The organism is Fructilactobacillus sp. X8R1C1 (genome assembly GCF_059900945.1).
Genome location: NZ_JBWXVH010000006.1, coordinates 92,682 through 113,760 on the forward strand (window position 1 = coordinate 92,682; position 21,079 = coordinate 113,760).

The following is a 21,079-nucleotide window of genomic DNA, read 5'->3' on the forward strand; positions in this document are numbered from 1 at the left end:
GGAATTTGATGGCAACTGGTACAAAAAAACGTGATTATGATGAGATTTTAGTTCTCGACTTTGGGAGTCAATACAACCAATTAATCACCCGTCGTATTCGTGACATGGGCGTTTATTCAGAACTAAAACCACACACCATCACTGCCAAAGAAATAAAAGCGATCGCCCCTAAGGGCATCATCTTTTCTGGCGGTCCCAACAGTGTCAACGGCAAAGACGCTTTAGACGTCGACCCCGAGATTTTAAACATGGGCATTCCGATTCTGGGAATCTGTTACGGCATGCAACTATTGGCCCACGACCTAAAGGGTGGTCAAACCACCACCGCTGACGACAGTCAGTACGGTCCCGCTCAAATCAAGGTCACAAGTAATGACTCCGGTACCTTTAAAGGACTGGACCCCGATCAAACCGTTTTAATGAGTCACGGAGACTTTGTGACCAAAGTGCCAGACGGTTTCAAAGTAACTGCCACTAGTGAACAGTGTGCCATTTCTGCCATGGAAAACCCTGACAAAGACATCTATGCCGTCCAATTTCATCCCGAAGTTAACCTCACAAAACAGGGGAACCAAATGCTACACAACTTCGTCTTTGATATTGCCCACGCTAAGGATAACTGGTCAATGGACGACTTCATTGAAGATGCCATTACAAACATCAAGGAAGAAGTTGGCGACAAACGCGTCTTACTGGGTCTCTCTGGCGGAGTTGATTCCAGTGTGGTCGCCGTTCTCTTACACCGGGCAATTGGGGACCAACTCATCTCCGTCTTCGTTGACCACGGTCTGTTGCGAAAGAATGAAGCCCAACAGGTCTTACACACTTTGGGCGATGAATTTGGCTTAAACATTGACTTTGTCGATGCTAGTGACGAATTCTTATCCAAACTAAAAGGCGTCACCGATCCCGAAAAGAAACGTAAAATCATCGGGAAAGAATTCGTCGACACCTTCTCAAAGGAAGCCCGCAAATTCAAGGACGTTGATTTCTTGGCACAGGGTACTTTATACACTGATGTGATTGAATCCGGAACGGATACCGCCCAAACGATTAAGTCTCACCATAACGTTGGTGGACTACCTAAAGACCTCAAGTTCAAGTTAATTGAACCATTAAACAAACTCTTCAAGGATGAGGTCAGAGAAATCGGTGAAAAACTGGGAATGCCAGACGAGATGGTTTGGCGGCAACCCTTCCCCGGTCCCGGTCTTGCCATTCGCATTATCGGTGACGTGACTCCCGAACGATTAAAGAAGGTCAGAGATTCTGACGCCATTCTACGCGACGAGTTCAAAAAGGCCGGTCTGGACAAGAAGGTTTGGCAGTATTTCACTGCCCTTCCTGGGATTCGGACCGTTGGTGTCATGGGTGACGAACGAACCTACGATGAAGCCATCAACATCCGAGCCGTTAATTCGGTTGATGGGATGACCGCTGAATTTGCCGAAATTCCGTGGGACGTTTTGAGTAAGGTTTCATCACGAATCGTCGATGAAGTGCCCGGGATTAACCGTGTACTCTACGACATTACCGGGAAGCCACCGGCAACCATTGAGTATCAATAAAAATAAATATACAAAAAAGATCCTCACTAAAAGTGAGGATCTTTTTTACTGATTACGGTCTCAACACCGCATACGCCTTGCCAATGAAGTCTTCAATTGCTTGAGAATCTGGCAATACAAATGAAACTTTCGGATAAAATGCAAAATTAGTCAAAATATCAAAGTGCCATTCATAGACATCACTCGTCGTTCCATTGGTGGTCGTACTAGCACCTCCGACCGCAAAGTTAATATTTTTAATTTGTAGTGGGATTGCTCCACCAACCGTGCCAGAGTTAGAAGTGGTCTGCGAACCAGTATGAACCCGTTCACGGCTGACTTCTTTGATGTTATCTTTGTTATAGATTACTAGCAGGTCTTTATCCAATTCAAAATACATAAATCCCTTATCGTAATAAATAATGGCCTGATTATCAGTTTTAAAGCTACGCCAAAAACTGTCATTCAATCCTAATTGATCCACTAAATTATTAATCAATTTATCCATATATTGATAGTAATAATCCAAATAAGTCTTTCTAGCATTGGCTAAGTTTTTTCTAACCATGTTAGGAAAAAGCCCTTTTTTACGCATCAAAAAAGCTAGAATCCAGAACAGAATTCCCAAACCATCTGCCACCAAAAAGAAGAAACCTAAAACAATCATTATCCATTTACCGAAGTTTAAAAGCACCAAGTAAGTGCCGTCTTGTGATTCAGTTTGAACATAATTCCTAGTAATTTCCTCGCCCTTTTCAGAATGCGCAAAATCTGGAAGTCCGGTGAATTCAAATAATTTATATTTGCCGGGTATTTTTATTTTATTGTTCATTTCTCTCTTCCTTAGTTGCCACTCCGTCCATAAACCACCGTGTGATTGTTATTACTAGTCCAAACCACAATCATATCAGTGTCATTTGGTTTGCCGTTAGACGTGTAAGAAGTTGTGGTTCCCTTTGGAAAGAAACTGACCGACCAGTTAATTGGTGTGTCTTCGTCTTGAAGCGAAGCCACTAATGAACCGTTATTTTCCTTATAAGTTAATGAATGTGACCCACTATTGTCGGTTAACGAATTAGCGTTCATCTTGATGTCACTGTTTGAAATTTCATCTTTAGTAACACTCAAGTTGTCCGTTCCACCAGGTTGAACAGTTGGACCTTGAGTACCAGAGCCACCCACATTATTTTCAATGTGACCGACTTCTTTCCACTGACCGGCAATGCTACTGTAATCACCGGACTGAATCTGACTAAGGTTCATTGCCGCCACTTTAGGGGCTGCAGTCTTAGTATCAGACTTACTGGTCGTTGCCCTTTTAGGCGCACTCTCTTTCTTGTGTTTAACCACGCTGGAAGAACTCGACGATTCCTTTTTAGGACTGTTATTTTTAGAAGCGCCACATCCAGCAAGGGTTAGAACACTCAAGGCGGTGATGCCCATTAACATAATTTTTTTAGTTTTCATCTTTTATATACGTCTCCCCCGAAACTTTAATTGATTTTTTATTGTTGAAAAGTCTTCCAGTTCCAGTAGTACCATCATTTTCAGAAAATTTAATCTTATTCCCATCAATAGTGTAGGTTCCAGTTCGACCATTTTGTTCAGTAAAATTGGTTCCTTTAAACGTAAATCGCGGTCTAACTTTAACAGCCAAATTATTATTACGATCCGTATAAGTCCCACTAAGCTGAGTTACATAAGAAGAATAGATGGCAAATCCAACTATTCCAACTAATAATAATGCCGAAATAATCCAATTAAACTTCTTTCCGTTTGTTTTTCCCTTATGATTTTCAGAAGTAGCACCACTACTGGTCGAATTGGCTAACCGATAGCCACAGTTAGGACAGAACTCAGCATCACCACTAATCGGCTTACCACAATTGGGACAAAATCTTTTATCATTATTCATCTTTGGTATATTGAACTCCCATCAACTTAAATGACTTTCTATCATGTGATATTTGTCCAGCCGTTTTAGCTTTGTGCTTCCCATTTTCTTCGGTCAACTTAATTTGGTTGTCCTTAATTTCATAGGAACCTTTTTTATCGCCCATTTGGGTAAAGTAATTTCCTTTAAACGTAAAACTCAGCTTCATTTTGGCCGGTACACTTTTACCATCAGCAGAATATGTGCCATCAATATGATTTCGATAATTGGTATAAACTCCAATTCCAAGTAACAGCAGCACTAAAATCGACATCACAATCCAAGTCAACCAACTGTGATGATTAGCTTGTTTTTTATCATTTTTCATCTTTGGTATATTTCATCCCCATCACATCTAACGACTTCCGATTATCAGATAACTTTCCCTCAACCGTACTGTTTTTGCCATTATTCTTTTCGGTCAACTCAATATTATTACCATCAATCTTATAAGTTCCCTTTTTGCCGTCATCTTCAGTAAAACCGTTGCCTTTAAAGGTAACTCTACTCTTCACGTTCGTAATTAAGAGATTGGTATTATGTGTATAAGTTCCGCTAAGATGAGTCCGTTGATCGTGGTAGATTCCAAATCCAACACCAAATATCACGACAACCACAGCAACGATGGCAGCAATACTAACCCAACTAGCTTTAATCTCGTGCCCCGTTTTTTGACTCATCTTTTTAGAAACATTTTCAAAGGCATGATTAACTGACTGAGAAGCATTCTGAAAGGTATGTTCTCCCTTAGTTTGATTCCCCTGATTATTGGAATTAGTCGGACCCATCAGTTTACGTCCACAGTGCGGACAAAAGTCAGGGTCACCCTCAATGGGTTTGCCACAATACGGGCAAAAATGATTGTGATTTTCCATAATATTTTTAAACTCCCAATCAGTAAAAAGGGCTAACGTCAGTTAGTCTTTTTTAATTAAATTAATTACTATTTAGCTTCATATTCGAGTGTGAATTCGGCATGTACCTGTCCATCCGAGCTAGAAACCGAAACACCTTGCAATGTAAGACCAGTAATACGACTTAAGGTGTTTTGAATCAAAGAAGCATTACTATTTTCCCACATCAAATCAGCTAATTGTTGATCAGAAGTAATCATTGATAATGAACCATCGACACTACCGTGAATTGTTCCGTGAGTAGATTCAAAATCATTATCAACTTGTGGCTTACCAAATGAAGCTACCTTAGCTTGTAAAGCAGCTCTGACACCAGCTTCATCAGGAGTGAAAGCTGGTGTTGGTGTATTGCTTCCATTATTTGTTGAGCCACCGTTGTTAGATGGATTAGTAGGCGTAGTTGAACCGCCATTGCCAGTACTTCCACTACCGTTGTTGTTAGCAGGTGGAGTCACTTGGCCGCCGTTGTTAGTGTTTCCACCGTTATTAACTGGATTGGATGGAGTTGTGCTTCCACCATTGCTGGTCGAACCACCATTACTTGTGGAACCTCCGTTTTGTGACGGTGTAGTTGTTCCACCATTATTAGTAGATGGAACTGGATTAGTGTTCGCGCCCTTTGATGGTGCTACCTGTCCACTGTTATTTGAGGGAGTATTTTGATTACCATTACTAGTACTTTCGCTATTTTGTGATGGTGTTACTGAACCACCGTTGTAAGTTGGAGTGGCGGAGGTACTTTGACTTGTTCCGTTATTCTTTTGTGATTGAGTTGGAATTTGTGCGTTAGAAACCGTTTTGCCAGCTGTTTTTGAACTAACTGCTGCTCCGTTACCAGTGGTTTGACCAGCATTTTTGGCTGGAGTTTTAGTAGTTGCCGCTGAATTTTGGCCATTAACTCCGGCTTTCTGACTAGCTCCGACAACTGGTCGAGCTTGGACGTTTCCAGCCCCATTTTGGAGGTTGTTCCAACCGGAATAAATGCTTTCGCCAGGTTTACGGGAGTTTACTGGAATCACAATCTTTGACCCAGCGTAAATCAGGTTAGCATTTTGTAAATGGTTGGCGTCGGCAATGTCCTTTACAGTACTGTTGTACTCTTGAGCGTAACCAGATACCGTATCTCCCCATTGAATGGTAATAACCTTTTTGTTACTAACTTTTGACGAACTAACTTGATTGTCAGTCGTGGTTGAGGCATTCGTTGAAGCGGTGTTAGCTGTTACAAATACTCCTAGTGCTAATGAACTAAGTAATAGTCCTTTAAGAACGTTCTTTTTATTAAATTCCATCGTTAATCTTCCTTTCAAAACTTATCTCTAACCATAAAGCAACTTTTAAGTGATTCGCTTATTTAAATACAACAGGGAAGCAAGCTTCTATCCCATTAACTTTTCACCATCTACCTTTACGTCAAAATTAGAATTGTTAATCAACATAAAACATCCCCCTCTTGTACCTCCCACTCTGTTTTAGAAAAAATAATTACAAAAAGCACGAGTGGCTTTATTAAAAATTAACAATTTGTTTTATTATTTACAAACTCCCAATTTTTGAACAAGGTGTCTAAGTATTGTCATAATCGGCTTTTAGGGTTGAACATTCGTCATAAAAGTGATTATCATTTAGACATAATGTATATTATTTAACAATAATATTCTTAACTAAATCTTAATATTTGAGGAGTCGGTACCGTGATTGCTTTAAACACGAAACACTTAATTGCACAAGCATTTCTAGAGTTATCTGTCACAAAGCCACTTTATGAAATCAGAATCACCGATGTAATCCAAAAGGCAGACTTGTCTAGAGGAACTTTCTATAATAATTTCAATAGTATCGACGACATCTTGGTTTATATCGAACGTGAAGTAGATAATCCTATTATCAGTGGCCTAAAGGCCATGGCTACCCCCCCCCCCCAGCAATACCGAGCGTTCTCCATTTGAGTTGATTGCCGATTATTTACTACCTGCCTTATACGATAAAAGAGAGATTTTAAAAATTCTCTATAATCCCAATCTACGTGGTCATTGGACTGAATTTTTAAAAAAGCGTTACAAGGAATGGGCAATGAAAAATATTTTTAACAAATCGTCATCAAACAACAAAAATATTTCTACCAATCTTTCGTGTGAATTTTGCGTCAATATGTATCTCTCCATCATTGAAATTTGGATGACCCAACCCATTCCAGAAGACCCAGAGCATTTTAAAGTGACCTTTCTTTTCTTTGTGAATACCCCGATAACCTTAATGATTTAAAAAGGTAAGTAGCTTATGACTAAAAAAGAACCATTTTCAATAACATTGGAAATGATTCTTTTTTCACTGTACTAGTTACCCCCCCTATTTTGATGTATACTTATCCTTGGATTTTATATCAAATACATAACGAGGATGGTTATTATGAATATCAAGAAAATCGCTCTTTCACTGCTAGTCGGTACTACCATGTTTGCCGGTGGACTGTTTGTAACCCATCCAAACGTGGTCCACGCTGACTCAAATGTCGCGGCCGGTACAGCACAAGGTCAAGTTGTCGTCCAGTACGTCAATGCCTTAACTGGTCAACCAATTCGTGCCAGTAAAGTTATCTACGGTGCGCCTAACAGCATGCTTGACCTATCAAACGACGTTCCCAACATTCCTGGCTACGTTGCCGGAAGTAACCGAGCTGATAACGGTGGTAACACCTATCCAGCTGCTGGTCAGTCAATGACGGTCACCATTGCGTACCAACCACTCAATAAGCCACAACAGAGTGGAAATTATCAGGGTGGAAACGCAACGTCTCCTTCAAACGGAACAACGGCAAACGGACAGAACAACGGTTCAAGTGGCGGAAACGCAGCGATAAATAAAAACGGTAATTCTCAAGCAAATAATAACCAAGGACAAACCGCTGGTAGTAACGAACCCAATCAAGAAAATAAAACCAAGCAACAAAATAAAGAACAAACGACTAAAAATCGCAATAATCAAAATAAAACCAAGAAAGACCAACAAAAGCAGAAGAACAAGCATCATAATGACAAGAACCAAAAGGATAAAAGAGACAAGCGGAACCACAAATCAGCCAAAAAAGACCATACCGAATGGATGATCGGTGGTATTATTGTCATTCTAATTGTCGGAATTGGAGCTTTTGTCTGGTATCGCGCAAGAAAAGCACATCATTTTAGACACTAAATTAACTTAATCAATTGTAGGTGAAAAGACTGTCAAATAATGTTGTTTGACAGTCTTTTTAAGTCGGAATTAGTAAGCATTGAATTAGTAGGGAATTTTAATAATGGAAACAAATATGGCAAAAAATCGTTTTATCACTGGCTTCACAGGACTTAGAGCACTAGCAGTTATTTGTGTTATTCTCTACCATCTCAATCAAAATATCTTTAGTGGTGGCTACTTAGGAGTTCCTGTATTCTTGACTCTTTCAGGATACCTAGTTACCGACCATTTAATTAACGAATATGAATCAACTGGACATTTTCGGTATGGTCACTTCTGGTATAAAAGACTAAAACGTTTATATCCAACCCTGATTGTGATGTTATTTGCTACAGCAACTTATATCACACTATTCCAACGAAATTTACTAGCCAATTTATGGCAAAGCGTCGTTACCAATTTAACGTACGTCTACAACTGGTATGAAATTGCTAACGGTCAATCATACTTTCAAAATTTTGCTGGATCTGAATCACCCTTTACCCACTTGTGGACCCTTGCGATTGAAGGTCAATTCTACCTAATTTGGCCTTTAATTGTCGTTTTGTTGCTGTATCTTTTCAACAGAAACAAACACGGTTTTTTAAACAAGAAGAGCATTTTCTTTGTTGCCATTGGCTTATCCGTTTTATCAGCAGTCCTGATGGCCATCTTATTTAAGCCTGGCACTGATCCAAGCCGAGTTTACTACGGGACCGATACCCGGATGTTCTCAATCTTATTGGGAGCTGCCTTAGCAATTGTGTGGCCCAGTAATCGAATCGTTAGAAAATCCGATCAAGGCCAAAGGACCTTCTTTGACGTCGTTGGACTAATCGGTGTCATTGGAATGGTATGGTTGATATTTACGGTAGGAGCTCAATCCACATTTTTATATCATGGTGGAATGGTACTGTTCTCACTATTTACCGTTCTGATTATGTGGGCCATTCTCTCAAACATTAGTCATTGGAACTGGCTGATGACCAATCCCGTTTTTGATTGGATTGGTTCCAGAAGTTATGAAATTTATGTCTATCAGCTACCTGTCTTTATCTTTTTCGAGGATAAATTCAAGAATGTTGCCAATCATCAGTTGTTATATGCCATTATTGAAGTTCTATTGATTATTGGTATTTCCGAGATATCGTATCGCTTTGTTGAAGTTCCATTTGGCAAATATGACTACAAAATCCTTTTTAGTAAACTAATTGAATTCATGAGTCACACCAAAATACGTGAAATCATTCTCAGTGTACTTGCAATAATCGGTGGAATTGGTATTCTTCAATCCACTACCATTAATCCTAAACAGGCTAATCACACTCAGCTTGCCAATAAAATTCAAAAGAACGCCAAAACCGAAAAAGAAAATAACAAAAATCTCGCTAAAGAAATCAAGAGTGGTAAAAAGGTTAAACGATCTACCAAAGACCAAAGCCAATTAGAAAAAAATGGCTTAACTGCCGCCCAGGTAAAAGAAGCTCAAAATCTGTCCGGAACTGCAGTGGGTGACTCAGTTATGTTAGCTGGTCATGACGATTTACAGAAGATTTTCCCGCGTTTCTACATTGATGCCCAAGTTTCACGCCAACCAGCCGCTGCCGTCCCTAATATTAAAAGTTTAGCCAATCAAGGACTACTAGGCAAAAACGTTGTCATTGGACTGGGGACAAACGGTAACATTTCACCGGAAACGATGAAACAAATTATGGAGATTGCTGGTCCTAAGCGTCACGTTTTCTGGATTAACGTCCACATTCCAACTGAAACTTGGCAAAATTCCGTGAATGCCATGCTGAAAGACTCGCAAAAGAAGTATAAAAACTTGTACATCATTGATTGGAATGATTATATCAATAAGCATTCGAACTGGTTATACTCCGATCAAGCCCATCCAAATAATCAAGGAGCCCCAAAATACGCAACTTTTGTGGCTCAAAATGTTTTAAAAAACGCCATAAAATAAATATAACTAAAAAGGAACCCCCAAATCTTTTGACTTGGGAGTCCCTTTTTGGATACCTAACGTTAGAGTGTCTTACATATAATGTGACTTATTAGTTTTCGACTTATTTCGTTAGATACCACTATTCAGTAGAACTACGTAATCGTGACTTAATTTGCTTCTGACTACCTTCGTTTCTTCTTTTGCATACCAGCACCATTGACTAACCTGTCAATTCGCTCAAATGTCTCGCAGATCCCACTTGTTACTGGGAGTGTTATTGGCCGTGAGACCTGCTTTAAAAAAATACATCCCACCACCCCCGCGCAAAACGAAAAAACTCCAATAATCGCTAACAAACTAATCAGTGACAGCAATCCTACTATTAAAACAATCAGGCCATAAATGCCCAATTGTCGGTGATTGATACACATCTTCCACAAGTATTAATTCCGAAATGGCCCACCCGAAAATTAACTCATTTGATATTAAAGAAACCGCCAGGATCTTTTTATCATTATGTGTTTAGTATTTATTTATGTTTATATCCCTCAATACTTGTGGCCTGACATGTATACATACGACAATCTAAGTTGTTGTTATTAGTTATTTTTGATTAATATGAAATACTTTTCTCACATTCAAAACTCCCGCAAACGAAACTTGATTTATCTTTAATTATAGAGATGAAACCACCTTCTCAATCTTTAATTCCACAAGTTATTTCATAAATAACGGCCTTTTATGACGTAAAAATCTGATTGACTAAGTGGTTAAGCGTTTGCGCAAATTGTTTAAATTAAGTTGGTCAATTACAGCTAAAGTCACTCAAACTCCTTGACCCCTTCTACAAGCGATACACGTTATTCAAACTGTAAACAATCCCACTAATCTTTAAGAATGGTCAAAAATAATGGTCGCGTTGCCCGTCATACCAACGCTTCAATTGATTTCATGTTTATTTTTTAAAATAAACATATTTCTCATTAATCCTCATGCAGGCATGCCCGGTTAACCGTTTTCTCAATTTTATAACAACAATAACCTTAATTTCAATCTTAATTGAGATCGTTTTGCTTTTTATAATTTTATTAGATATGATAATTTCATGCAGTTAGCAGTTATGAAATAAAATTTGAGGAAATGAGAAATGAACAAAAAACGAGTCACCATTAGAGAAGTTGCCAAACACGCCAAAGTTTCAACGGCCACCGTGTCACGGTTCTTAAACAACCATCTTAACTCGATGTCCAAGAACACGGCGAATCGCATTAAACGATCAATAAAACACCTCGGGTACGTTCCTAACTCAATGGCACGTGGCTTAAGCCGCCAAAATGACAGTGGGAGCATCATTGCTGTAGGAGTGTCAGACATCGAGGATCCCTTTTCAATCAGGATGTTTGAAGGAATCCAGGACCAACTGTCCATTTACAAGTACATCCCCTTGCTGATTAATTCCGCCAGTAAGTACAAAAACGAACGCGACCTCTTTCTAGCCTTAGATACTAGCCTCATCAGGGGCGCCATCATTCATCCGGTCAACAGTCACATCAAGGACATTGCCGAACTTTTAAAACCGCGTTTCCCCGTTATTTTGACCGATAAATCCATTAACGATGGCTTTTTTTATAACATCGTCATCAACAACTTTGCGATTTCTCAGAAAGCCGCCGCCTACTTTAAAAATAACCTGGGGCTTTCCAAGTTAATCTTGGTTACTAACGCTGAGAGCGAGATGAAGGTCGTCAGAGAGCGCGTTGCCGGGATTAAATACGTCTACCCCGAACCTGATATTACAATTGTCAAGCCCGGTTATTCCAAAACGTCACTTCATCGTGCCTATCATGAAATCGTTCGCCAATTAAAAAAGCAACCCAACAGTTTGATTTTCTGCCTAACGGAAAAGTGGTTGTTAAGCTTTTTGCCCCGGTTGTTGCGTAACAACATTATTGACCGCGACAAGATTCCAAACATCACTGGATTTGTGAGTTCCAACATCGTTAACCTAATTCAGCCAAAAACGAAGTGTATCAGGACAGACGCATACACCATGGGAAAATACGCCGCGCAACTCATGTACGACATCTTAAACAAAAAAGTGGACCCAAGTAAAAAACGCTACATGGTCCACGCCAAATTTGAATAATATCTGTAACCGACTAAGTCCATGCTGAGCCGGTTTTTGTCTAATAAATAAAAAGTGCCACTTCTGAGAAGCAGCATTTTTTGGAGTTTGAAGCTATGTGTGCTCCAGAAGTAGGAAGCATTGTGAAAGTATCTTTTTTGGAGCGACTAAAGAATAACACGGTAAAATGCCTTACCATAGGTCGTTTAAACCCCACTCAAAGTAATAATGAAAGATTTACTGCCAAAACGCCACCCATCACGTTTAGTTAATCGTTTACGAAACTTATCTTAAGCCTAATTTTGGCTCAAAAAAACTTTAGACCAGCGCCAAGCTCATCTGCGCCAATCACTTCAGCTGTCCTAACTCTTGTTTAATGATTATTTTAAAATCATAATTAGTCTCTTTTTATTATTTTGGTGATATACTCCTCTCATCGACTAGTTAAGAAACATTTTTATCGGACTCCCTAACTAATATAGATACTTTTTAAACCTCGATAACTCACAAGCGTCAGGCATCCACAAACTACTATACTGTCAACTTGACTAGCCGAATCTTCCTAATTGCTCTGACTTCTTCAGCGAAGCCAGGGTTTTTTCTTTTGGATTCTTGGTAATACTTAGATTATTCTATTTAAGGGAGGGAAAAAGATGATAAATTGGTTTGATTTATTCTTTATGATTGGTACTTTGTTGTTAACAGTACTTCTAATTTTACTAGTTATCTTAGTACTATACTTGTGTATCCGCCTAGGAATAAAACTAAATAGGTTCTTAAATAGAGCGAAAGAGAATCATGAAAAAAGGCATTAAATTATTAGTCATTAATACTATGCCATTAGCTTCTGAATCAAAACTAGCAAATTATTTATAAATATAATTTGCTAGTTTTTTTGTTTATTTAAAATACTCTTCAGCGAACGCCCTCGTCTTATTAACGTAGACCTGTCCCTCTTTGTTCAAAGAATCGGCGTGTGTCGCGTGGTTCACAATCCACAATTTCTTAGGACCGTGGTCGTTTTTATAATTGATATAGGCGTCTTTTACGGGAACAAACTTATCAGCATTGCCATGAATGATGAATAGTGGAATTTGATTATGCGCTAACGTCTGCTTCGTGTCGGCATCGTAGAAGTCGTACTTGGCAAAAATATCACCGTAGATGCGGGCAATGGGTAAGATTGGGAAGGTCGGCAGGTGAAACAACGTTCCCAGTTCATATTTCAACTCATCATAGATACTGTTATAACCACAGTCGGTAATCGCAAAGTCAACGTTGTGCGGGACCTTTGGCAGGGTAAACAGAACGGCCGCCGCTCCCATACTGATCCCAAACATGCCAAGTCGTCCATTCGGTATTTTCTGGTTAATAATGTTCATCCATGTCACAATGTCAGACCGGTCTTTCCACCCGTAACCAGCGTACTCACCCTGACTGTTCCCAAATGATTCGTCATCGGGTGCGAGAACGTTATAACCATCGTCATGAAACATTCTAATGTAGTTATTCATTTTGTGCCCGGTACTTCCGTAACCGTGGATTACGATCACGGTCTTATTCGTCGCTTGATTAGCTGGTAAGTAGTAAGCCGTGAGTTTTAGGCCACCCTTGTTCGTTTGGTGCCAAATCTGGGGCTTTTGTTCTTTAATCCAAGTGGTGTTAACCTTTTCGCCGACTTGCGTGCTGTATCCACCCCGCTTAAACGCGAAGTTAAACAGGAAGTAGGTTCCCACAAAGATTAAAATAATCACGGTAATTACGATGGCAATTGTAACTTTGTGCCAGCGCTTCAGCTTTCTTTTTTTCATAATTTCGCTCCTTTTTGCAACACTTGCCATTATACGGGTAGAGCGATTCAAATCATGATTAATTTTTAAGCGTCGCGTGGCACCGGTAACTAGCTAGCTTCAGACGAGTTACAGATTAATTTGAATGTCATTATATTAATCACAAATCGTTTTAGTTTGCTTCAAGCTAACTTTCAACTAAAATGTAAGATATAACTAACTAATAATAAGTAGGGAGTAATTAAATTGAAAACAAGTCCAATAACTAAAACGCTTGGAATTAAGTATCCAATCATTCAGGCGTCACTCAACTGGCTAACTGACGCTAAGTTTGTCGCCGCGGTCTCAAATGCTGGTGGTCTCGGGACGTTTGGCCCAAACGCTGGCAAGACTAGTCCCACTCAAGATGCCACGGAAACGCTGAAAAGGCAGATTAAAGAGGCCAAACAGCTCACCGACAAACCCTTTGCTGTCAACATGATTGTCGGAAGTGAAGATGAGTTTGATTACCCAGATAAGACCTTTAGAGCTGCTTTTGACGCTGGGGTTAACATCTTCATCATTTCTGGTGTCATCAATCCAAAACTTTTTAAAGAAATCAAGGACTCCGGTAGTACCCTAATCTTTCGCGAACTTAATCCGTCCGTTAAGGGCGCTCAAAGAGCTGAAGAATTAGGCGTCGACATCTTGATTGCCACTGGTTACGATGAAGGTGGGATCATTCCAACGACTGGCCTTGGGACGTTTACCACCATTCCACGCATTGTGGATGCCGTCTCCATTCCAGTCGTTGGCGCTGGTGGTATCACGGACGTTCGTGGTGTACGCGCTGCTTTTGCACTGGGTGCTCAGGGAGTCTACGTTGGAACTCGGTTCATTGTGACTGACGAAAACCGGACTTCAGACGCTGCTAAACAAAAAATCATCAACTCGACAGTCGATGACGTAGTATTAGTATCTCCTAACCAACGTTCAATCAAGAATCCGCTAGCTGATAAGTGGGCCAGGGAGTTTCAAAATGGCATCAAAAACACCTACGAACAAACCCGCAAGGCCGGTGGTGTTCGTCCCGCCATGCTTGACGGCAAACTTGATGACGGTGTCATTTCAATTGACGTTGGTATTGATAACATTCATGACATCAAGAGTGTTCAAGCAGTAGTGGACGAAATGATGCAGGATTTTCAAAAATAAATCTTAATAAAAAGCTTCAAGTGGCGTGTCTATCAGCCATTTGAAGCTTTTTTATTCTGCTTTGCTAATTCTTAATGTGATAAGATGTTTCCTATGTGATAAATTACATAAATTCTTACAAAGGAACGTTCAATTTGAAAATCATTAAGAAAATTCTCAACCTTTTTAATACCAGAATGGGCTTCTTTTTCCTGTTAGTGATCCTGTTCTGGTTCAAAACCGTATACGCTTACTACCACGTCTTTTACCTCATCCCAGCGAGTCGCATGCAACACATCATCTTACTGATAAATCCGCTGGCCGCAACCATCATTACGTTGAGTCTGGCACTGTATTTCAAGCCCGCGAAGCTCTTTTATCCCTTTATCATCTTCATTGACTTCTTAAACACCGTCTTACTGTACATAAACATCGTCTACTTCCGGGGATTTCTGGGCTTTATGACTGCGGACACGATGACGACCGGTCATTCCAATTTAAACGGTGGGTTAATTACCAGTGCGACCGCCCTTATCAACAAATGGGACGCCTTATACTGGATAGACCTGATCGTGATTATTCTGTTACTGGCATTTCGCGTTATTAAAATCGACAAAAAGCCTTTAAAGCTTAGGTTTAGCTTACTAACCACCCTGGTCGGGATTATCTTTTTGTTTCTCAACCTTTTTCTTACCCACATCGATAATCCCAACCTGTTCGCCCAGTCAAGTACGCAAAGCAAGCAGAATGACATCGTGAAATACATCGGAATCGACAACTACACCGTCTACGACTGGACCAAGTCCATTCAGACCAACATCGCGCGTTCGACCGCTAAGAAATCAGATCTAAATGACATTTTAGGCTTTACGAAAAAACACTATGCTGCCCCAAATCCCGAAATGTACGGGAAAGCTCGCGGTAAAAACGTGATCGTCATTCACCTAGAAAGTTTTCAACAGTTCTTGATCGACAAAAAGGTTAACGGCAAGGAGGTAACGCCTTTTCTGAATAAAATTTACCATAGTCAGTCGACCAACTCGTTTGACAACTTCTATCACCAAGTGGGACAGGGACGAACGGCCGATGCCGAAAACATGCTTGAAACCAGCACGTACGGTCTGCCGGAGGGCTCCTTGTTCTCTCAGTACGGAAACGACAATACCTTTCAGGCGGCTCCCGCCATTTTAAAGCAACAGCGAAACTACACGTCCGCCGTTTTCCACGGTAACGACGCCAATTTCTACAACCGTAACAACACCTATAAACGGCTCGGTTTCCAGTACTTCTTCAGTTCCAAAGATTACAACATGAAGGGTGACCGAACCGAAGGCATGGGCTTAAAGGACAAATATCTGTTTCAAGATTCCAACAAGTACTTAGAGAACCTTCAACAACCCTTCTACGTCAAGTACTTGACGGTCACTAATCATTTGCCATACGTTCTGGACCAAAAAGACCAAAAACAGATGCACTTTAAGACCACCAACACTGACAATCCCGAGGTCAATAACTACTTTGTCACCGCCCACTACCTCGACCAGTCCGTCAAAGAATTTTACGACTACCTGCATCAGACGGGACTCGACAAGAACTCAATGATTATCATCTACGGTGACCACTACGGCTTAATGGACCAGGATGAACGCAGTCTGGCACCGCTTTTAGGCGTCAAACCAAACGATTGGAACGCTTTTGACCACAGCCAAATCCAAAAAGTTCCGTTTATGATCAACATGCCAGGAACCACCGGTGGGAAAGTCCACCACACGTACGGCGGTGAGATCGACGTGTTACCAACGGTTCTCCATCTTCTCGGAATTAATTCCAAACCATACGTTCAGTTTGGAACCGACCTCTTCTCCAAGCAACACGACCAGGTGGTTGCCTTTAGAAACCGTGACTGGGTCTCACCACAGTTCACCTCCACGAACGGCACGGTTTATGATAATCAGACCAAACGTCAGCTTCATCCAAGTCAGAAGCAACAAAACCAAATCAATCAGAATCAGCACCAGGTCAACCACGAACTGGAACTGTCGGACAAGTTGAACAAGGATAACCTGTTGCGTTTCTATCATCCCAAGGGCTTTAAGCCAGTTAATCCAAAAGATTACCACTATAATCATGAATTGAACCGGGAAAAACAACTTGAGAAGCAGTTGGGCCAAAAGTCAACGAGTCTAGCTTCCCTGGACAAATAAAAATAGCACTTAACTCACATGAGTTAGGTGCTATTTTAGTCTTTTATTTATTTAATACCTGTGAAATGGCCGTTGCCATCCGTTTAATTCCTTCATCGATCTCATCGTCATTCATGTTGGAGAAATTTAAGCGGAAGGTTCCTGGTTTCACCTTACCCGCGTAAAAGGAGGACCCAGGAACAAACACCACGTTGTTTTTTAAACAAGTCTGATACAGTTCCTCCGTGTTCACTCCGGGAACTTCAACCCAGATGAACATCCCACCTTCAGGATGACTGTGGCGCACGTTCTTTGGGAAGTACTTATCAATGCAGTCCATCATCAGATTAGCCCGATGCTCATAGGTATCGGTAATCTTCTTGATGTGGTCGTTAATATCCACGTCATCTAAGTACTGGGACACGATGTACTGGGTTAAGTTATCCGTATGTAAATCGGCATTTTGTTTAAACAGGATAAACTTGTCCATAAAGTTTAACGCTGCATCAATCCACCCTAAACGGAGTCCTGGTGCTAAAATCTTGGAAAAAGAGCTCAGATAGATTACACCACCGTCGTGGTCAAAGTGTTTGAGTGGTGGTAAGTACTTCCCTGCGTAACGAATGGCACCATACGGGTCGTCTTCTAGGATTGGAATCCCCGCCTCTTTACCAATCTGAACTAATTTTTTTCGCCGTTCTTCCGTCATGGTCCGTCCGGTTGGATTCTGGAAATTGGGAATCGTGTAGATAAACTTGGCCTGCGGGTATTTTTTGATTAACCGTTCTAAGGCATCTGTCTCCATCCCGTCCTCGTTCATGGGAATGCCAACGATTTTGGCACCATAGGACTTAAAAACGTCGATGGCTGAGAGGTAGGTTGGATCCTCGGTCAAAACCACGTCACCCGGATTAATCAACATCCTGGAAACAATGTCAATGGCCTGTTCCGACCCCGTCACGATCCCAACGTTAGCAACCGTCGTATTAACGTGGCGTTCTTTCATAATGGCCACAATCTGCTGTCTTAGTTTTTCGTAACCAAGCGACTGCGAGTACTGCAGAACCGTTTGCCCATACTGTTCAAAAACCTGGTTTGCGGCCTTTTGGATCTCTGAAACCGGAAACAACTCGGGAGCTGGCATTCCACCACCTAATGAAATCACCTTGGGATCAGAAGCCGCTTTAAAAAGATCTGAAGTTACCGTACTAACATGAGCTGGCACACCGCTTGCGTATCTAAATTCCATTTTAATCGCCTCACCGTACTAAACACTTGGTAGTTATTATTTAAAAGTTCACTGTAATTAAAGCATTACACTATTAGTATAGTACATTCAGCTTGAATGCGTCGCTATCACGTATCTAAATGACCTAATGCGTGCGGTGTCTCAAACTTTAGATTCGTTGCGATTTTTCACCCAATCATTTTCGTCATGGCCTACGCCATTAATGACAATTCCATTGGTAATGACTCGTTCCAGCCGAAATCCAGCACGTTTTGCAACAGCATTACTCCGCTTATTATCAACGGCCACTTTAACATGGATCTGATTCAACTGATAATCACGAAAACCTAAGCCAATCATGAAGTTAAGCGCCCGGTAAACGATTCCCTTCTCGGTAAATTGGTTACCCAGCCAATAGCCAATCTCCGTGCTTTTTTGGTCATGATCAAACGAATTAAAACTGATCATCCCAGCAATTTGATCCTGATAAATAATTAATAAGTTAACTGACTTTCCTAACCGATAATGAGTTAAAGTTTGGTGTAAAAATTGCTGCTCATGTGCAACTGATTGCATCGCATCCGCCCATGGCAACCACTTTGAAAGGGTTGTACGTGAGTCTTTTACTAACTGATAGACCAATTTTGCGTCTTCTGGATGGTCAGGAAGACGCAACTCAATCTCACTGTCAACACGTTCCGTCCTCATTTCATCACTTCCCTACTTTCCGGCTTTTGAAACCGAACCATTCATATCATCGTATTCATAGCGACTCATTTTTCCCTTTTGCATGGCTAATCGTAGTCGATCAACCTCTGCACCATGATCGGCATTCGTAATGTAATTATTTTCACCACGAACGGTGTTATCGTACTTAGCATCCGTTAATTGGCGTTTTAACACTGACTGAGTAAAGTCATAAACCCGACCATAAACAATGTTTTGATAATTAAATTGCTGACCATTAACCTGAAACTTGATGGCACCGTGTGGAACACCGCGCACAAAGGTCATTGAGTCAATCTCGTTTTGGGGATAGTGGATGACGGAATCATCACCGCCTTCATCATGAAAAACAAGTAGTTCGTTTTTGGTGATCATCAGCACCGTTCTTTGTCGGCCAATCGCGTTAACCAACAATTCCCTTACTTTTTCCTTGGGTAAATGGTTACTTAAATATTGATCGAACTCAGCCCCAATCACTTTTGGTAGCCCATGAAATTTACCTAACTTGGCATGCATTTTGCTTCACCTTTCCTCTTAGTTAGTTGTAATTATGTTATAACGTTTCTTCACTCATATTTTGGGTACAATAAAACCAGTTCCATTAAAAAGAATGTTAAGGAGTCAGTAATGAGCATCGAAGAACAAATTTTTACTAACCTGAAACCTGATTTTGCCAAACTGATTAATTTTGGTTTTAAACATGAAAATAATCGCTTTAAATACTCTACTAACATCCCACAAATCAACTTTTCGGTCACCATTACCGTTAAGCAAAATGGCGAAGTAAGTGGCAAAGTAATCGACGATGATTACCACGCCGAATACACTAACTTTCGGGTTGACAACCCAGCGGGTGGCTTTGCCAGCACCATCAAGCAGAGATACACTGCCATCTTGAAAAACATTGCGCAGCAATGTTTCAACTACGTTCCAGACAACACGGAAACAAAGTGGCTCATCCCAGCCAATCCGAAATACTTTGACTTAGAAAAAGACTTCGCCAAAAACGGCACCATCATGTGGAAACAAACCACTCACATTCATGTTGATGATTTAGTTTACATCTACGTGACGGCACCAGTTGCCGCCATCACGTATAAATGTGTGGCCATCAAGGTGAATCAACCGCACTACTACCACGATGAAAACATCACCATGCACTACGTTATGTTACTTCATTTACTTAGCAGATTTAATCCCAATGAATTTAACGTGGCCGTCCTAAAAAAGCACGGTGTCAAAGCCGTCAGAGGTCCGCGCCACGTTCCTCAATCTTTAAGTCGGATTCTCAAATAACCGCAACATTAATACTGAATATTTTGGTCTTCCACAATTGACTGGTAATTCATCTTTTCAAGCCATTTTGGTAAACTCAGGTTCTCCATGATGTTCATGTCAACGTCTGGAGTCAAAATCGAACCGCCAGGAACCGCATCAACTGGAATCGAAAAGTAGGGTCCAACGGTAATCGCGTTGCCAATCTCACCCGGTTTCATCATGACGTGGGCAAAGCCAATCCACGAACTGGCAAACGAAGTGCCCGCATCTTGACCACACTGGGCAATCGAGCGCGCGATGGCCTCTCTTCTTCTGGCCAAGAATTCGCCGAGATCGTCCTCGTTGGGCGTATTCCAGGTTCCAGCATCCTCAATGAACATGGAGGAATTATGAACGGGATCCTTCGCAATTGAAATGGCAATGGCGGACCAAACGCCGTAACTTTCACCCGGTTTTAGCGGTCGGTCTTCAATTGGTCGTTCGGCAGTCACGCCCTTGTTAGCACAAATAATGAAACTCCCCGGAGCTGGATAGTGCCGACGATTGTCAGCCGTTCCAAAGAATTCTACCAGCGAATCCTGCAGTGGTTTCCCATCGTAAATTGGTAGTTTCGAACCATCCCACTGGGTCACCTTAAACAACGGTTGTGCCCGATCGACTTCTGGATTTCTCAGGAGATCATATCCCAGAATGTGGCCCTGAACGCCCGTAAAGCTGGACGCCGTCATCATGTTAATCTGGCCAATGTAGGCGTTCTTACACTCGGCTCGGTCGTAAGACACGATTCCATCCAAGACGCCATCGTTCGTCTTTTCGCGGGTCCCGGCGTCAACTTTTAGGCCAGTAACATAGCCAGTTCCGAGATTTCCTGGCTCCATGTAACCCCGTGAATATTTTTGATAGGGACTAATCGCAATGCGGTCAATCCCCTCTTGATTTAAAATTTTGTCAATTTTAGCCATTTTTTGCCTCCTATAAGCGGAAAATTTACTTTGCTTTTGAGACTACGTTCATAATC

The 21,079-nt window shown here is 41.0% G+C and carries 19 protein-coding genes; 8 read left to right on the forward strand and 11 right to left on the reverse strand.

Annotated features, from left to right (window positions below; all coding sequences use genetic code 11):
* Nucleotides 1–8 precede the first annotated feature (8 nt).
* On the forward strand, nt 9–1,568 hold the full coding sequence (gene guaA, locus AC6UD1_RS06665) for a glutamine-hydrolyzing GMP synthase (RefSeq protein WP_500707642.1): 1,560 nt from the start codon (nt 9–11) through the stop codon (nt 1,566–1,568).
* A gap of 52 nt (nt 1,569–1,620) precedes the next feature.
* Here the strand turns inward: guaA and AC6UD1_RS06670 are convergent, their stop codons facing one another.
* The 6 genes from AC6UD1_RS06670 to AC6UD1_RS06695 all read right to left on the reverse strand — a co-directional run bounded on the left by AC6UD1_RS06670 (nt 1,621) and on the right by AC6UD1_RS06695 (nt 5,686).
* The gene (locus tag AC6UD1_RS06670; protein ID WP_500698894.1) at nt 1,621–2,379 is read right to left on the reverse strand and encodes a hypothetical protein; all 759 of its coding nucleotides are present in this window, start codon (nt 2,377–2,379) and stop codon (nt 1,621–1,623) included.
* A gap of 11 nt (nt 2,380–2,390) precedes the next feature.
* A complete protein-coding gene (locus AC6UD1_RS06675; protein ID WP_500707643.1) occupies nt 2,391–3,014 on the reverse strand; it encodes a hypothetical protein in 624 nt (207 codons plus the stop codon).
* Nucleotides 3,004–3,462 (reverse strand): zinc-ribbon domain-containing protein, encoded by a 459-nt coding sequence (locus tag AC6UD1_RS06680; RefSeq protein ID WP_500707644.1) that lies wholly within the window; start codon nt 3,460–3,462, stop codon nt 3,004–3,006. The genes AC6UD1_RS06675 and AC6UD1_RS06680 overlap by 11 nt, the downstream gene beginning before the upstream one ends.
* Nucleotides 3,455–3,808 (reverse strand): hypothetical protein, encoded by a 354-nt coding sequence (locus AC6UD1_RS06685; protein ID WP_500707645.1) that lies wholly within the window; start codon nt 3,806–3,808, stop codon nt 3,455–3,457. Before AC6UD1_RS06685 ends, AC6UD1_RS06680 begins: the two co-directional genes overlap by 8 nt.
* The gene (locus AC6UD1_RS06690) at nt 3,798–4,355 is read right to left on the reverse strand and encodes a hypothetical protein (RefSeq protein WP_500707646.1); all 558 of its coding nucleotides are present in this window, start codon (nt 4,353–4,355) and stop codon (nt 3,798–3,800) included. The genes AC6UD1_RS06685 and AC6UD1_RS06690 overlap by 11 nt, the downstream gene beginning before the upstream one ends.
* A 68-nt stretch (nt 4,356–4,423) precedes the next feature.
* The gene (locus AC6UD1_RS06695) at nt 4,424–5,686 is read right to left on the reverse strand and encodes a LysM peptidoglycan-binding domain-containing protein (RefSeq protein ID WP_500707647.1); all 1,263 of its coding nucleotides are present in this window, start codon (nt 5,684–5,686) and stop codon (nt 4,424–4,426) included.
* Nucleotides 5,687–6,344: 658 nt separating this feature from the next.
* Here AC6UD1_RS06695 and AC6UD1_RS06700 point away from each other — a divergent pair.
* From AC6UD1_RS06700 to AC6UD1_RS06715, 4 genes are all read left to right on the forward strand, one after another.
* A complete protein-coding gene (locus tag AC6UD1_RS06700) occupies nt 6,345–6,659 on the forward strand; it encodes a TetR/AcrR family transcriptional regulator C-terminal domain-containing protein (protein ID WP_500706157.1) in 315 nt (104 codons plus the stop codon).
* Between the two features lie 144 nt (nt 6,660–6,803).
* A complete protein-coding gene (locus tag AC6UD1_RS06705; RefSeq protein WP_500707648.1) occupies nt 6,804–7,586 on the forward strand; it encodes a hypothetical protein in 783 nt (260 codons plus the stop codon).
* 115 nt (nt 7,587–7,701) lie between these two features.
* The gene (locus AC6UD1_RS06710; RefSeq protein WP_500707649.1) at nt 7,702–9,576 is read left to right on the forward strand and encodes an acyltransferase family protein; all 1,875 of its coding nucleotides are present in this window, start codon (nt 7,702–7,704) and stop codon (nt 9,574–9,576) included.
* Between the two features lie 1,129 nt (nt 9,577–10,705).
* Complete coding sequence (locus AC6UD1_RS06715; protein ID WP_500693285.1) at nt 10,706–11,704, forward strand: LacI family DNA-binding transcriptional regulator; 999 nt, start codon at nt 10,706–10,708, stop codon at nt 11,702–11,704.
* Nucleotides 11,705–12,582: 878 nt separating this feature from the next.
* Here AC6UD1_RS06715 and AC6UD1_RS06720 read toward each other — a convergent pair.
* Complete coding sequence (locus tag AC6UD1_RS06720) at nt 12,583–13,494, reverse strand: alpha/beta hydrolase (RefSeq protein ID WP_500707650.1); 912 nt, start codon at nt 13,492–13,494, stop codon at nt 12,583–12,585.
* 225 nt (nt 13,495–13,719) lie between these two features.
* On the opposite strand from AC6UD1_RS06720, the gene AC6UD1_RS06725 reads away from it, so the two are divergent.
* Entirely contained in the window at nt 13,720–14,667 is a 948-nt protein-coding gene (locus AC6UD1_RS06725) for an NAD(P)H-dependent flavin oxidoreductase (protein WP_500707651.1), read from the forward strand.
* A 134-nt stretch (nt 14,668–14,801) separates the two neighbouring features.
* Complete coding sequence (locus AC6UD1_RS06730) at nt 14,802–16,850, forward strand: LTA synthase family protein (protein WP_500707652.1); 2,049 nt, start codon at nt 14,802–14,804, stop codon at nt 16,848–16,850.
* A gap of 43 nt (nt 16,851–16,893) precedes the next feature.
* Here the strand turns inward: AC6UD1_RS06730 and AC6UD1_RS06735 are convergent, their stop codons facing one another.
* The 3 genes from AC6UD1_RS06735 to hdcB all read right to left on the reverse strand — a co-directional run bounded on the left by AC6UD1_RS06735 (nt 16,894) and on the right by hdcB (nt 19,299).
* Nucleotides 16,894–18,078 carry an aminotransferase-like domain-containing protein gene (locus AC6UD1_RS06735; RefSeq protein WP_500707653.1) on the reverse strand — a complete coding sequence of 395 codons (1,185 nt, stop codon included), beginning with the start codon at nt 18,076–18,078 and terminating at the stop codon, nt 16,894–16,896.
* A 141-nt stretch (nt 18,079–18,219) separates the two neighbouring features.
* On the reverse strand, nt 18,220–18,765 hold the full coding sequence (locus AC6UD1_RS06740) for a GNAT family N-acetyltransferase (protein ID WP_500707654.1): 546 nt from the start codon (nt 18,763–18,765) through the stop codon (nt 18,220–18,222).
* A 12-nt stretch (nt 18,766–18,777) separates the two neighbouring features.
* Nucleotides 18,778–19,299 carry a histidine decarboxylase maturation protein HdcB gene (gene hdcB, locus AC6UD1_RS06745; protein ID WP_500707655.1) on the reverse strand — a complete coding sequence of 174 codons (522 nt, stop codon included), beginning with the start codon at nt 19,297–19,299 and terminating at the stop codon, nt 18,778–18,780.
* 111 nt (nt 19,300–19,410) lie between these two features.
* Between hdcB and AC6UD1_RS06750 the strand changes: the two genes are divergently transcribed.
* Nucleotides 19,411–20,079 carry an MmcQ protein gene (locus AC6UD1_RS06750; protein WP_500707656.1) on the forward strand — a complete coding sequence of 223 codons (669 nt, stop codon included), beginning with the start codon at nt 19,411–19,413 and terminating at the stop codon, nt 20,077–20,079.
* 8 nt (nt 20,080–20,087) lie between these two features.
* Here AC6UD1_RS06750 and hdcA read toward each other — a convergent pair whose 3' ends face one another.
* Nucleotides 20,088–21,023, reverse strand: coding sequence for a histidine decarboxylase, pyruvoyl type (gene hdcA, locus AC6UD1_RS06755; protein WP_500707657.1), 936 nt, complete (start codon nt 21,021–21,023; stop codon nt 20,088–20,090).
* Nucleotides 21,024–21,079 lie beyond the last annotated feature (56 nt).